Annotated in this window: 5 protein-coding genes; 1 reads left to right on the forward strand and 4 read right to left on the reverse strand. The window is 70.0% G+C overall.

What is annotated here, in order from left to right; all coding sequences use genetic code 11:
- Positions 1 to 26: 26 nt before the first annotated feature.
- Both WMF36_RS44495 and ggt read right to left on the reverse strand, forming a co-directional pair.
- The gene (locus tag WMF36_RS44495; RefSeq protein WP_437576927.1) at positions 27 to 5000 is read right to left on the reverse strand and encodes an AAA family ATPase; all 4974 of its coding nucleotides are present in this window, start codon (positions 4998 to 5000) and stop codon (positions 27 to 29) included.
- Positions 5001 to 5664: 664 nt separating this feature from the next.
- A complete protein-coding gene (gene ggt, locus WMF36_RS44500; RefSeq protein ID WP_437576928.1) occupies positions 5665 to 7488 on the reverse strand; it encodes a gamma-glutamyltransferase in 1824 nt (607 codons plus the stop codon).
- Between the two features lie 396 nt (positions 7489 to 7884).
- Between ggt and WMF36_RS44505 the strand changes: the two genes are divergently transcribed.
- A complete protein-coding gene (locus tag WMF36_RS44505; RefSeq protein ID WP_437576929.1) occupies positions 7885 to 10398 on the forward strand; it encodes a serine/threonine-protein kinase in 2514 nt (837 codons plus the stop codon).
- Positions 10399 to 10473: 75 nt separating this feature from the next.
- Here the strand turns inward: WMF36_RS44505 and WMF36_RS44510 are convergent, their stop codons facing one another.
- Positions 10474 to 11541 carry a hypothetical protein gene (locus WMF36_RS44510; RefSeq protein WP_437576930.1) on the reverse strand — a complete coding sequence of 356 codons (1068 nt, stop codon included), beginning with the start codon at positions 11539 to 11541 and terminating at the stop codon, positions 10474 to 10476.
- Between the two features lie 169 nt (positions 11542 to 11710).
- Positions 11711 to 12487: a helix-hairpin-helix domain-containing protein gene (locus tag WMF36_RS44515; protein ID WP_437576931.1), complete on the reverse strand. Its 777-nt coding sequence runs from the start codon at positions 12485 to 12487 to the stop codon at positions 11711 to 11713.
- Positions 12488 to 12951 lie beyond the last annotated feature (464 nt).

Consider the following 12951-nt stretch of genomic DNA (forward strand, 5'->3'; position numbering starts at 1 on the left):
GGGCCTCGTCCACCGGCCAGCGCTGCTCACGCATACAGCCTCGACGCGGTCCGCCTCATCGCGTAAGCGATGCCCGCCTTCAGGTTGGCCCGCGTCTCTATCGTGCCGAGATCCACGCCGAGCGCGACCAGGCTCTGCGCCACGGCGGGACGGAGGCCGGTCAAGATGGCCTTGCTCCCGAGCAGCCCGAGCGCCTTGGCCAGGCTCATCAGCCGGCTCGCCACGCTCGTGTCCAGGCTCTTTACCCCCGTGATATCGATGATCACCACCTTCGCCGAGGTCGCGGCGACGCCCTCCATCGCGGCCTCGATCATCTGTGCGGCCCGCCTGTCATCGATGGTTCCGATGATGGGCATCACCATGATCTCGTCGGTGATCGGGATGCACGGCGTCGACAGCTCGAAGAGCCGCTCCCGCTGGGCCTGGATGATCTCTTCCTGCATCTGGACGCGCTCCTCCTGCAGGCGGGCGCGCTCGGCGAGCTCCAGCTGCAGCCTTTCGTTCACCGTGCGGAGCTGCTCGTTGGACACCCGGAGCTCGTCGGTGCGCGCCGCGACCTCCTGCTCCAGTCCCCCGTAGAGATTCGCGTTCTCGATGGAGATCGCGACCTGCGTCGAGAGGAGGCTCAGGAGCTCGAAACGAGCCTTCGTGAACGTCCCCGTGGACAGGTTGTTCTCGAGGTAGAGCACACCGACCAGCCGCCCCTGGCGCAGGATCGGCAGGCACATCAACGATTTAACCTGTCTCGCCCGGATGTACGGATCTGCTGAAAACCTGGCATCGTCCGCCGCGTTGTCCAGGAGCACGCTCTTCAGCGTGCGCTGCACGTAGCTGACGACAGCCTGCGGAGCTCGCATGAACGACTCCATGGGGACGCCTTGCAGCACGCTGACCTGCTTCGGCTCCACGGTGCCCTCTGCCTCCATGAACAGCGATTCTCCGCGAGCGAGGGCCAGCACGCCGGATTGCGCGCCGACGTTCTCCAGCACGAGCGTCATGAGGTTCTCGAGCAACCGTTCCAGAACGATCTCGCTCGCCAGGGTCTGCGATGCCCTGACGACGCTGAGCAGATCGAGGAGAGCTCCGTCGTGGCTGGACGTCACTGTCACGGACGTGGGCTGGTCGGTCGTTCCCTCGAGGAGCAGCTGAGGGAACGTGGCGACGAGGCTCTGGCATTTCGCGTCAGCGCCCCACAGCGCATAGCCGCGATAGGCCATGGTCAGGTAGTGATGCGCGATCTCCTGCCGGCCTATCCTGCGGTAGAAGGACGACGCGAGCTCGCACGCCAGCGCCTCTTCGTGCATGTAACCGTGCTTCCGGGCTCCTTGTATCGCGCAATCGTAGAGGTCCATCGCCTCGATCACCGATTGCTTCACGCGCGCCAGCTCTGCCTGTACGAGATCGTACTTGTGCTGATGGTTCTGCGGGGCAGAGCGCGCCCACGCATCGAGCCTCAGCTGGTTGGCTCCGACCCCGGCGAGCGCGGCGCTCCGCTCCTCCATGGGGACTTCATCGTAAGCGGCGAGGGTCGAGAGCGAGTGGTAGAAATTGTGCTCAACGAGGGTGATGAAGCCCGCCGCTCCGTCCTGGTACTCTTCGCCGGCCTGAAGGCAGCTGGCGGCGTTCTTCGGATAGTTGAAGAAGTAGAGCAGCATGCCCTTCGCGACATGCAGAGAGAACATCGACGGCCTGTTGTGTCCCAGACAGGGCATCATCGTCGTCTCGTCGAAGCTCTCTCCGGTGAGCAGCCGCTTGCTGGCGGAAGGCTCGCGCAGGCTGAGCACGAGTTGCCGCCAGATCTTCACGTAATAGAGCTGATATTGCTGGTTCAGCTTGAGCGATAGATCGATGGACTGCTTCATGCGCTGCTCGACGGACGCCAGCTCCTCGCCGATGAACAGCGGGTAGGTCGCGTGGTGTATCGAGTTGTATCCAGCGTACTCGATATCTCCCGTGTCCAGGCCCACTTGAATGCCGTGCCGAAGCGGCTCGATGGTCTCCCTCGCGTGACGCTTCCAGTGGTGAAGCACCATGTAGTTCAGCGCGTAGACCTTGGACTCGAACTCGACCGCACCGAAGCGGCGGATGAGATCGATCCCGAGGCGGCCGAGCTCGAACCCGAGGTCGATGTTGTTCATGAAGCCGCACTGAATGAGCCCGTAGATCGTGTAAGCGAACGCGCCGAGCGGCGAGTTGCCGTGCCGCACGCAGATGTCGACCATCGTGAACGCGAGTGTTGGAACGAGGGCGGGTCTGGCGAGGTAGGCGGCCGGGTTGATGGACGCGAGGATGCGCATCGCCGCCTGCATCCGCCTGTCCTTCATCGGCGGGAGCTGCGCCAATCGAGCGATGTCGATGTTGGCCGGCGGCGCCTCGGACAGCGGAACCTCCAGCATGGTGAGCACGCGCAAGCCCATCTCGATGGCCTCGTGCATGCGATTCTGCGATATGTAAAATTGAACACGCGTCTCGTAGATCCGGATCTTCTCGAGCACGTCCCTGGCTCGCTCTTCGACGATCTGCGCGCACGCTTCCGCGCGCTCGAAGTTGATCGTCAGGTACTCGAGGTCGACGAGGTCCGTGTACACCGCGAGCGACAGATCGTGGTTCGTCTCCCACGCGTCCTCCGGCAAGAAGGCGGCCGCTGCGCGGAGGCACTGGGCCGCCGGGCCGTAGGCCGTGGAGCGCCTCGCCTTCTGACCGGCCTTCAGGTTGAGCATCGCCGCCTCGCAGCGCTCTTGCCTGTTCACGATCAGCGACGCCCCCATGTTGAGGTGCATCACGATGTCGTAGATCCGCTCCTCGATCGACTCGATCGGCGTCTCGCTGATCAGGAGCCGCCCGAGCTCGAGGTGGATCGTCTCCTGCTCCAGCTCCGTGAGCAGCTTGTAGGCCGCCTGCTGCACGCGGTCGTGCAGGAACTTGAGCCTGACCGAGCCCCCGTCCTCGTCGTCGAGGAAGCGCGCGAGCTTGTAGTCGTCGTCGATGGGCACGACGAGCCCCGCGTCGAGCGCGTGCCAGATGTCCTCGTCGGTGGTGTGCCGGTCCTCCCGGTGGATGAGGGCGAGGATCTTCAGATCGAACTGGTTGCCGATGCACGCGGCGAGCTTCAGGACCCGCTGCGTCGACTCGCCCAGGCCCCGGATCCGCCGGACCATCAGATCGACGACGTTGTCCGCGACGTCCATCCGCTCGATGTCGGCGATGCTCCACTGCCAGGCGCCCGTCTCCGAGCTGAAGCGCAGGTGACCGCCGCGGGAGACGCTCTCGAGGTACTGGATCGTGAAGAACGGATTGCCGGCCGTCTTCGCGAAGATGATGTCCGAGAGCGGCCGACACTCCTCCGCAGGCGCGCCGAGCGTGTCGGACACGAGCTGGTTCACGTGCTCGGGCGCGAGCGGCCTCATCGTGATCGTGCGCACGCGCGCCTCGCTCCCCCGGAGCGCGCTCAGCATCATCATGAGCGGGTGCGCGTCGTCCACCTCGTTGTCCCGGTACGACCCGAGCAGCAGCAGATGGCGAATGTCGGCGTCCTCCAGGAGGACGCTGATGAGGTTCAATGAACCCGTGTCGGCCCACTGGAGATCGTCGAGGAACAGCACGAGAGCCCGCGTCTTCAGCGCGATCTCGCCGATGAAGTTCCGGAACGTCAGGTTGAACCGGTTCCGCGTCTCCATCGAGCCCAGGGCCGGGACGGGCGGCTGCTCGCCGACGATGAGCTCGATCTCCGGGATCACCTCGGCGATGACCCGGCCGTTCGGGGCGACCGCCGCGAGGATCCTCGCCCTCCAGTCGGCGAGCTCCTCCTTGCTCTCCGTGAGGATCTGCCGGACGATCTCCCGCAGCGCGGCGATCACGGCCGAATACGGGACATTGCGCGTGAACTGGTCGAACTTGCCGGCGGCGAAGTAGCCCCCCTGCTTCGCGATCGGCTTGTGGATCTCGCTCACGACCGCCGACTTGCCCACGCCGGAGTAGCCGGCCACGAGGACGAGCTCCGACTGGCCGCCCTGGGCCGCGCCCGGCCCTCTGCTGCTGATGCTCCTGAACGCCGAGAGGAGCGTGTCGACCTCCTCCTGCCGGCCGTAGAGCCGCTGCGATATCTGGAGCCTCGTGGGCCTGTCCTTCCTCCCGGGCACGAAGTCCAGCGCGGGCGCGCCGTGCTCGAGCATGTCGAGGCAGACCCTGAGATCCGCCTTGAGGCCGAAGATGCTCTGATACCGCTCCTCCGCGGTCTTCGAGAGCAGCTTCATGATGACCCCGGAGAGCGCCTCCGGGATCTCCGGCCGGATCAGGTGCGGCGCGACGGGCGTCTTCGCGATGTGATGGTGCACGAGCTCCAGCGGATCCGTCGTCTCGAAGGGGAGGCGCCGCGTCGTGAGCTCGTAGAGCGTGACGCCGAGCGAATAATAGTCCGAGCGAAAGTCGATCGAGCGGTTCATCCGGCCCGTCTGCTCGGGCGAGATGTATTGCAGCGTGCCCTCGCCGGCCGTCCACGGGTCGACCGCCGCCGCGCGCTCCCCCGGCAGGAGCGAGGCGATGGAGAAGTCCGTGAGCTTCGCCCTGGTCACGTCGCTGTCGACGATGATGTTGCTGGGCTTGATGTCCTTGTGAATGATGTTCCGCTCGTGGATGGCCCCGAGCGTGTCCGCGAGCTGGAGCGCTATCCTGACCGACCGCACGAGCCCGACGCCCTGACCCTTGCCGCTCTCGTCGATGATCGCGCGCAGCGAGCGACCCGCGAAGTACTCCATGATGAGCGCGGCGTAATCGAGGCGGACCTCGAGGTCGTAGACCTTGATGACCCCCTCCAGATCGAGGTTCCGCGTGATCTCGTACTGGCGCTTCAGGATCGCGACGTTGCGGGTGCCATTGACCCCCTTGCGGGCGACCTTGATGACGCACATCTTGCCCGTGCTCTTCTTCCGGCCGAGGTAGACGCTGCTGCGCGCTCCATCGTGCAGCGTGTCAAGCAGCTCGTGATTCAGTAGTTCCACCATGACAGCTACCCCCTGGAATGATTAAGGCGATCGATTCGGCGCGGCGGTTCGGTCGGTATCGAGAGGCAGGCCTCGGGGACACGGCAGCGCCTCGGGGGCGCTGAGATCGGCTGCGTCGTCGGAAGCACGCGCGAACCGCCGGAGGAGCGACCCTGCTCGGCGGAGCGCATCACCGTAAGCAATCCAAACGAGCGCGTTGTGTCAAGGTCGAACCGCCGGTTCTCCACCGCACGGATCCTGCGCTTTCACGTGGCTCCGCTGTCGAGACGCCGCGCGTCACGACAGCGGCGCGCGACTCGGTTCGAGCGCCTGGAGCGAATGCAACGCCTGCGTGTCCTCGAGGCGCGGGCGCACGGCACTCCGCGGCAACGGCGCGCTCGACAACGTTGCGCTTCACGCGATGACGGCTTCACACAATGCGAGAGCGTCGATGCATTGAGCTCACCCGCGGTGCCAGGATCGGCACGGTACACCAGGGTGGACGGAATCCCTTAGGGAAGGTCCTGATGCTTGCGGCGAGCTCGCGCGTCGACAGGCGATGAGGTGAGCGGCAATCGGCTCCTCGGAAATCCCGCGGGAGGGCGGTGGTGCCGTCATTTGACGAGCTGCACCTCGCGACCGGCGGGCGCCGGATCGGCGGGAGGACGTCCGTCGCCTCCGCCGGCTACTTCCCGGCCGCCGCCTCGGAGCCCGGCCGCCGCGGCTCCCGCGCGCCCGCGAACGCGGCGCCCTCGCGGCCGATCGCCGGCGCGTCGGCGATGTGCCCGCGCTCGTCGAGGGTGTGGCCCATCGCGCCGAGCGCGCTCTTCAGCTCGTCGGGGAAGCCGCCCTTCTCGCCGAACAGCTTGTCGGGGTAGTCCTGGTGGTGGAAGCGCGGCGCGTTGACCGCCGTGGTCACGTCGAAGCCGAAATCGACCACGTTGGAGAGGATCTGGAAGACCGCCGTGAGGATCGTCGGGCCGCCCGCGGCGCCGAGCACGAGCTCCACGCGCCCGTCCTTCCCCGACACGATCGTGGGCGACATCGACGAGAGCATGCGCTTGCCGGGCGCGATGGAGTTGGCCTCCCCCTGCACGAGGCCGAACTGGTTCGCGGTGCCGGGCACGGCGGCGAAGTCGTCCATCTCGTTGTTCAGCACGAAGCCCGCGCCCGTCACCGTCACCCCCGCGCCGTACCAGCCGTTCAGCGTCGTCGTCAGCGCGACGGCGTTGCCCTGCGCGTCGACCACCGAGAAGTGCGTCGTGTGCGGGCCGCGGCCGCCCGAGTCCTTGGCGGCCGCGCCGCCGGTCAGCGCGTCGGTCGGCGTCGCGCGGTCCGGCGCGATCGTGGCGCGCTGCTTCTCCGCCCACGCGACCGAGAGCAGCTCCTCGACCGGGTTCTTCACGAAGTCGGGGTCCCCGAGGATCTCGTTGCGCGCGATGAAGACGCGCCGCATCGCCTCGGCGAGCACGTGCACGTGCGACGGCGAGTGCCAGCCGAGCTTCGCGACGTCGAGCCCCTCGAGCTGGTGCGCGATCATCGCGAGGGCGAGGCCGCCCGACGAGGGGAGCGGCATCGAGGCGACGCGGCGCCCGCGGTACTCGAACACGACCGGCTCGCGCCACTTCGCCTTGTAGCCCTTGAGGTCCGCGGCCGTGATGAGGCCCTTGCCGCGCCGCATCTCCGCGACGAGGAGCTCGGCGGTCTTGCCCTCGTAGAAGCCGGCGGGCCCCTTCTCGGCGATGCGCTCGAGCGTCGTCGCGAGCTCGGGCGACTTCCACGTCACGCCGACCTGGATGGGCGCGCCGCCCGGCAGGAACAGCGCGACCGAGGCCGGGAAGCGCGCGAGCTTGCTCGACGCCGCCTTGACCGTGGTCGCGAAGTTCTCGTCGACCGGGAAGCCCTCCCTCGCGAGCCGGATCGACGGCGCGATGAGCTCGGCCCAGGTCTTCTTCTTGGAGCCGAGCTTGTCGTACGCCTCCCAGAGCCCCGCCACGCTGCCGGGCACGCCGACCGCGAGGTGGCCGACGCGGGAGCTCTCCGTGGGCTTGCCGTCCTTGCCCCGGTACATGTCGTGGGTCGCCCTGGCCGGCGCGGTCTCGCGGAAGTCGAGCGCGTGCTCCTTGTCCCCGAGGCGCGCGACCATGAACCCGCCGCCGCCGAGGTTGCCGGCCGTCGGGTGCACGACGGCGAGCGCGAACGCCGTCGCGACCGCCGCGTCGACCGCGTTGCCGCCCGAGGAGAGGACGTCCGCGCCCACCTTCGTGGCGAGCGCGGCGTCGCTGGAGACCATCGACGGGCCCCGCACCGGCGGCGCGCCCTCGGGGTAAGGCCACCCGGCCGGGAACCGCGACACCGGCGCGGCCGGCGCGGGCGCGGACGCGGGCGCCGAGGCGGCGGCGCTCGGCGACGGGGGCGGAGGCGGCGCGGGCGGCGGCGGGGGGACGGCGGCCTCGCAGCCGGCGAGGAGAACGACGGCGAGCAGCCGATGCAAGGCGCGGAGCTTCATCGCGGCGGCTTATAACCCAGGCCCAGCGCCGCTCGAAGGACGGAGGCGCGGCCGCGCGGTGATCGGAGCCGGACCGGAAGGCGGGAAGGCGGAAGAAAAGACCAATGATTTTCAGCATTTCCCGTCTTCTCGCCTCCATGTGAGCTCTCTCCAGGCACGAGCGATCCCGATCCGCAGCCGCGCGGCGCTCCGTGCGCCGTAATCCGTCACAGCTGTTCGGGTTTCTGCTGATCGGCTGTACCGCTCTCCGGCGAGCCGGAGAGCAACGCACCGTACAGGGCGCGTGGAGCAGGGCGTCTTACCGAGGCGCCCGGAGACGCCTCTCGGCGCCGCGAAGTGTTCCGTGTTGGTCGTTGGCTTGGGGGCTTCGCCGCGCTTGGGTATGATCGGCCCCGGATGTTTCCGACGGAGCCCGCTCCCGAGACGATTGGGGCCTACAAGATCCTCCGGCGCCTGGCCGGTTCTGGGCCCACCAGCGTCTATCTCGGGCGGCTGGACGGCCCGCTCGGGTTTCGCCGCGTCTGCGTGCTGAAGCTCGTCCCGAATACGGCCGAGGGCGATCCGCGGTTCGCCGACGAGCTTGCCCGCGAGGCGTCGATCTGCGCGTCGATGAACCATCCGGCCATCGTGCGGATGTTCGACTTCTTCGAGCACGCCGGCCGGCTCGTGCTCGTGCTCGAGCACGTCGAGGGCGTGAACCTCAATCGGCTGCTCCAGCACCTCGCGACGCGGCAGCAGAAGCTCGCCGACGCGGCGGTCTACTACCTGGTCCACTGCATCGCCGCCGCGCTCTCGCACGCGCACGGCGCGACCGACGAGCACGGCAGCCCCACGCCGGTCATTCATCGCAACCTCCACCCGGAGAACATCGTGATCGGGTGGGACGGGCAGGTGCGCCTGACCGGCTTCGGCATCGGCAAGATCCTCGGGCGCACGCCGGACACGATCGCGGGCGTGGTGAAGGGGGCGCCGGGCTACATGGCGCCCGAGCAGGTGCGCGCCGAGCGCGTCACGGTCAAGGCGGATATCTACGGCGTGGGGCTCCTGCTCTGGTCGCTGCTCTCGGCGCGGCGGCCGTCGGCGGACGGCACAAGGCCGCCCGGCATCGCGTCGATCCGCCCCGAGATCCCGCGCCCGATCGTGGCGTTGCTCGACACGGCCCTGGCGCCGTCGCCGGACGATCGGAAGATCACCTCGCAGGAGATCGAGCAGGCGCTCGCGAAGGTCGCCCGTCCGGAGAAGGGGAAGGCCGAGCTCGTGACGCGCGTGCAGTCCGCGCACGCGACGATCGAGATCGAGGACGCGGATCCCGAGGAGGACCGGCGGCCGACGATCCCGGTCAAGGGCAAGGGAGGGCAGACCGCGAGGCCCGCGGCCGACGCGGCGAAGCGGCTCGCGAAGGATCTCTTCGCGAAGGATCAGGCCGCGAGGGACGGCGCGGCCGCGAGGCTGCGGCCCGGCGGCGCGCAGGCGAAGACCGCGCCTCCCTCGGCGGCGGCGTCCGAGGCGCTGGCGGGGTCTGCGCGGCAGGACGGCAGGGCGACGACCCGCGCGTCGGGGCCCGATCCGATCACGATCCCGGTGCCGGCGAACCAGGCGCCGCTTACCCCGGTCGTAGTGAGGGGCGAGGGGGTGAAGGGCGTCGAGGGGCGGAAGCCCGCGCTGCCCGATCGCGAGACGTTCGGCCGGCTGTACGAGGCGTCGAGGCGCGCGGCGGAGCGCGACGCGGCGGCGGCCGAGGAGGTGCCGGCGGGGGGCGGGCCGGCGACGCTGCCCGAGGTGGAGCCGCTGTTCGAGGAGGACGACGCGACGATCCCGGGCACCGACGCCGTGTCGGTCCGCTTCGGGCCGTCGATCTCTGCGATCCCGGAGGCGATCCGCTTCGGCCCGCCGCCGGCGCTTCCGGCGGATCTCACGCCGCCGTTCTTCGCGCCGCCGCCGCCGAAGCCGCCGTCCGGCTCGCCGGTGACGCCGTCCGGGGTGACGCTGCCCATGGGCACGACGGGCCTGACGCCGTCCGGGGTGACGGTGCCCATGGACGACTCCTCGGGCCTGACGCCGCCCGGCGGGGTGCCGTACCCGAGCACGGCGGTCCTGCGCGGCGCCTCGACGGAGTCGTCGCCGGCGGGCGCGCCGATGCGGCGCCAGCGCTCGCCCACGCTGGCGTGGCAGGGGCCGCGCTCGCTGTCGCCGGTCGGGACGATCGCGGTCTCGGCGATCACGGCGACGGTGGTGGCGGCGCTCTGGATCTACGTCGCGCGGCGGGAGCGGCCCGCGCCGGCCGCCGCTGCGTCGGTGGAGCAGGCGACGCAGATCGTCGAGCCCGTCGCCACGGCGGCGCCGGCGCCGAGCGCGCCGCCCCCCGTGAAGCGGCCCCCGAGCGCGAAGGCGCCTTCCGCGAAGGAGCTGGCGGCGAAGGAGGCGGCGGCGGCGAAGGAAGCTGCGGCGAAGGAGGCCGCGGTGACCAAGGAGCTGGCGGCGAAGGAGGCCGCGGCGGCCAAGGAGCTGGCGGCGAAGGAGGCCGCGGCGGCGAAGGAGGCTGCGGCGAAGGAGGCCGCGGCGGCCAAGGAGCTGGCGGCGAAGGAGGCCGCGGCGGCGAAGGAGGCTGCGGCGAAGGAGGCCGCGGCGAAGGCAGGGGTCAACCCCGCCACGCTGCCCAAGGGGCAGGGCGTGCTCAAGGTGGGGTTCCCCGAGCCGGGGGGCGTCTACGTGACGGGCAAGTTCGCGGGGGATGTCAACGTGCCGCTGACGGTGCGTTGCGGCCGCTTCTTCGTGCGCGTCGGCCGTCCCGGGAAGACGAAGTTCCCCGAGTGGGCCAGCGCAGGTGTGACGGCGCAGGTGCCCTGCCAGGGGGCCACGACCATCGATATCAAGCCTACCGCCCCACCGAAGGCGCGAAAGAAGCGGTAGCTCGGTGCTGGGGAGCGGTGCTCGGACGAGAAGGGACTGAATCGCCGAGGGCGAGCGGGCCGCCCTGAGGACGGGTCATCGCCCGAGCTGGTCGAGCCTGTCCTCCGCCGCTTCGAGGCGACCCGCGCCAGCGGCCGCCTTCTGCTGCGCCTCCGCAGCCCTCCGCTCCGCTTCGTCGGAGCGCCTCTTCGCGGCCCGGGCGGCCTCCTCGGCCTTCTCTGCGGCGCGGCTCATCCTGGCGGCCTCCTTCGTCAAGCGATCCGCCTCCCTGGCAGCCCGCGCTGCGTCGCGGCTCGCCTGATCCCGCTCCCTCTCCGCCGCCGCGAGCTGCGCCTTCTGCTGGCGCTGCTCCGCCGCGAGCCGCTCTTTTCGCTCACGCCGCTCGGCGGCGAGCGTCGCCTTGCGCTCGCGCTCCTCGGCCGCGCGCTGCTCCTCGCGCTCGCGCCCGCGCTCCTCCCCCGCTCTCTTCTGCCGCTTCGGCGGCTGCTTGCCCTCGCGCGCCCTGCGTCGCGCCGGCGTCTCCGCTTTCGGCCCCTTGCGCCCGCGGTCCGCCTCGGCCTCGGCGGGCCTCTCGGACGGCCGCCCTCGCAGCAGCCCGAGCAACTCGGAGAGATCCCCCGGCTCGATCTCTCCCGACAGCCGCCCCCGCGCGAGCAGCTCCAGATCCGATGGGCTCGCGGTCGGGGTCGCCAGCAGCGAGTCCCGGAGGCGGTCCATCGGATTGCCCCTCTCCCGATAGCCCCCCTCCGCAAAGAGCGCCGGCGCCGCGCGCAGGAGCTCGTTCACGATCGCGCGGTGCATCTGGCCCGCGTCCCTCAGCCCCTGCGCGCCGCCCGGCGCGAGCGCCCCCCGCTGGGCCTCGCGCAGCCGCTCGCCCGCGTCGAGCAGGCCCTCCACGCGCTGCGGATAGCGGCGCGCGAGCTGGTTCAAGGCCCAGGCCGCCGCCGTCGGCCGCCGCAGCGCCTTCACGCGATCGGACGCGCCCTTGTCCCCGGCTTGCCGCAGGCGCTTCGCGAGCTCGTCCCGGGCGCGCGTGAAGTCGCCGATCGGCTTCTTGTACAGGTCGTCGACCCCCTCCTCCGTGTCGATGACGCCGCCGGGAGGAGGTGCACCGCCGCGCGTTCCCTTGGTTCGAGAGGCCATTCCCGCGCAAGCTCAGCCGAGCTCCCGCGAGCTTACTCCGCCCGCCTCGGGCACCACAAGCGAGGCCTGCCCCGTCCGGCGGCCCCTTGAGCTCGGGGGGGGATCGGCCCGCCGCCAGGCCACCTGTCCCGGGGCGCGAGCCACTGCCCATTTCAGCGGGGCGTCGCGCTCAGGCGGCCTCGGCCATCGTCGACGGCACCTCCGGGAGCTCCCAGCCGCGCGTCCGGATCTCCTCGTTGATCCAGCGGATATGGCGCCGCTCGTCCTGCCAGTTCGCCTCCACCATCCGCCGGACCTCGTCCGGTAGATCGCTCATGAGCGCGGAGGCATAGGCGTCGTTCGTGAGCTCCTCGTTGGCGCGCATGGCGACGAGCGCTGTCCGCTCCTCGCGCGCCGACAGCTCGGTATAGCGGCGAATGCACTGGCCACGATCGTCGGGCTCGTCGGTCGGCGCGGCGCCGAGCTCGTCCAGGAGCTCGCGCTCGTGCCGCTCGTGATCTGCCCTGAACCCTTCGAGCTGCTTCTTGATCTCCGGTGTCTTGCACACGTCGATCGCCAGGCGGTACGCCTCGGCGGCCGCCCTGTCGAGCAGGATCAACCCCATGATCTGCTCCAGTCCTGATGGATCGCCGAGCTCGCCGCCTCCCGAGGAGCGTGGCCTCTTCGCGGAGCCTGCCGCCGCCTCGGCCGCTTCTCCGGTGGCGGCGGCCTCCGCCGAGGGCTCGGCCGCGCCGCCCAGCGAGCTGCCGCGCTGGAGCTTGCCGAGCAGCGCGCCGTCGATGCCCGGCACGTGGCGCAGGTCCTGCCAGCTCCGGAAGGGACCGCGCCCGGTCCGGTGCTCGATGAAGAGTCGAGCCCGCTCGCCGTCGATGCCCTCGATCGTCGTGAGCTCTTCTTCCGTTGCCGTGTTCAGGTCGATGCGCGGTGCGCGCGATGCCGTGGTCATGGTCGAGCCTCCCCGGGCTGTTTGTAGGGCCGACGGAAGGCAGCCGAAAGCTGGCGTGACTGCCAATCCAGCGCTGCGCTCGATCGAGCGTCGCGCTTCACCGGCGCGCGGAGGGGAGGGTTCAGGACGTCAGGAGCCGGCGGTATCGAAGAGGATGGAGGGCACCCGCTCGCACGTAGGGGGCGGGGGTCACGGCCCCATGCGACGGGCTTGCCGCGAAGGAGAGGTGCTGCGCATCGCGACGGAGGAGTGATTGCGTGGAAATTGGGTGCGCATGTCCGGAATGCCTCGTCGTGGGAGCATTACGACGATCAACCCATTCAGGTGATCTCCCGCGAGCATCTCATCACGAACAAGCTGGCGTCGGGCCGGGTGCAGGACCTCGCCGATGTCGAACGGCTCGGCGGCCCTGTGCCGGAAGAGTTGAAAAAATCGCAGGGGCTGAGCCGCTCGGTCCCCGCCAC

The organism is Sorangium sp. So ce887 (assembly GCF_051521455.1).
Classification (GTDB): domain Bacteria; phylum Myxococcota_A; class Polyangia; order Polyangiales; family Polyangiaceae; genus Sorangium.

Excerpts from the sequence above, each read along its gene's own strand:
- WMF36_RS44515 (WP_437576931.1), bottom strand. The coding sequence starts at position 12,487 with ATGACCACGGCATCGCGCGCACCGCGCATCGACCTGAACACGGCAACG.
- ggt (WP_437576928.1), bottom strand. The coding sequence starts at position 7,488 with ATGAAGCTCCGCGCCTTGCATCGGCTGCTCGCCGTCGTTCTCCTCGCC.
- WMF36_RS44505 (WP_437576929.1), top strand. The coding sequence starts at position 7,885 with ATGTTTCCGACGGAGCCCGCTCCCGAGACGATTGGGGCCTACAAGATC.
- WMF36_RS44495 (WP_437576927.1), bottom strand. The coding sequence starts at position 5,000 with ATGGTGGAACTACTGAATCACGAGCTGCTTGACACGCTGCACGATGGA.
- WMF36_RS44510 (WP_437576930.1), bottom strand. The coding sequence starts at position 11,541 with ATGGCCTCTCGAACCAAGGGAACGCGCGGCGGTGCACCTCCTCCCGGC.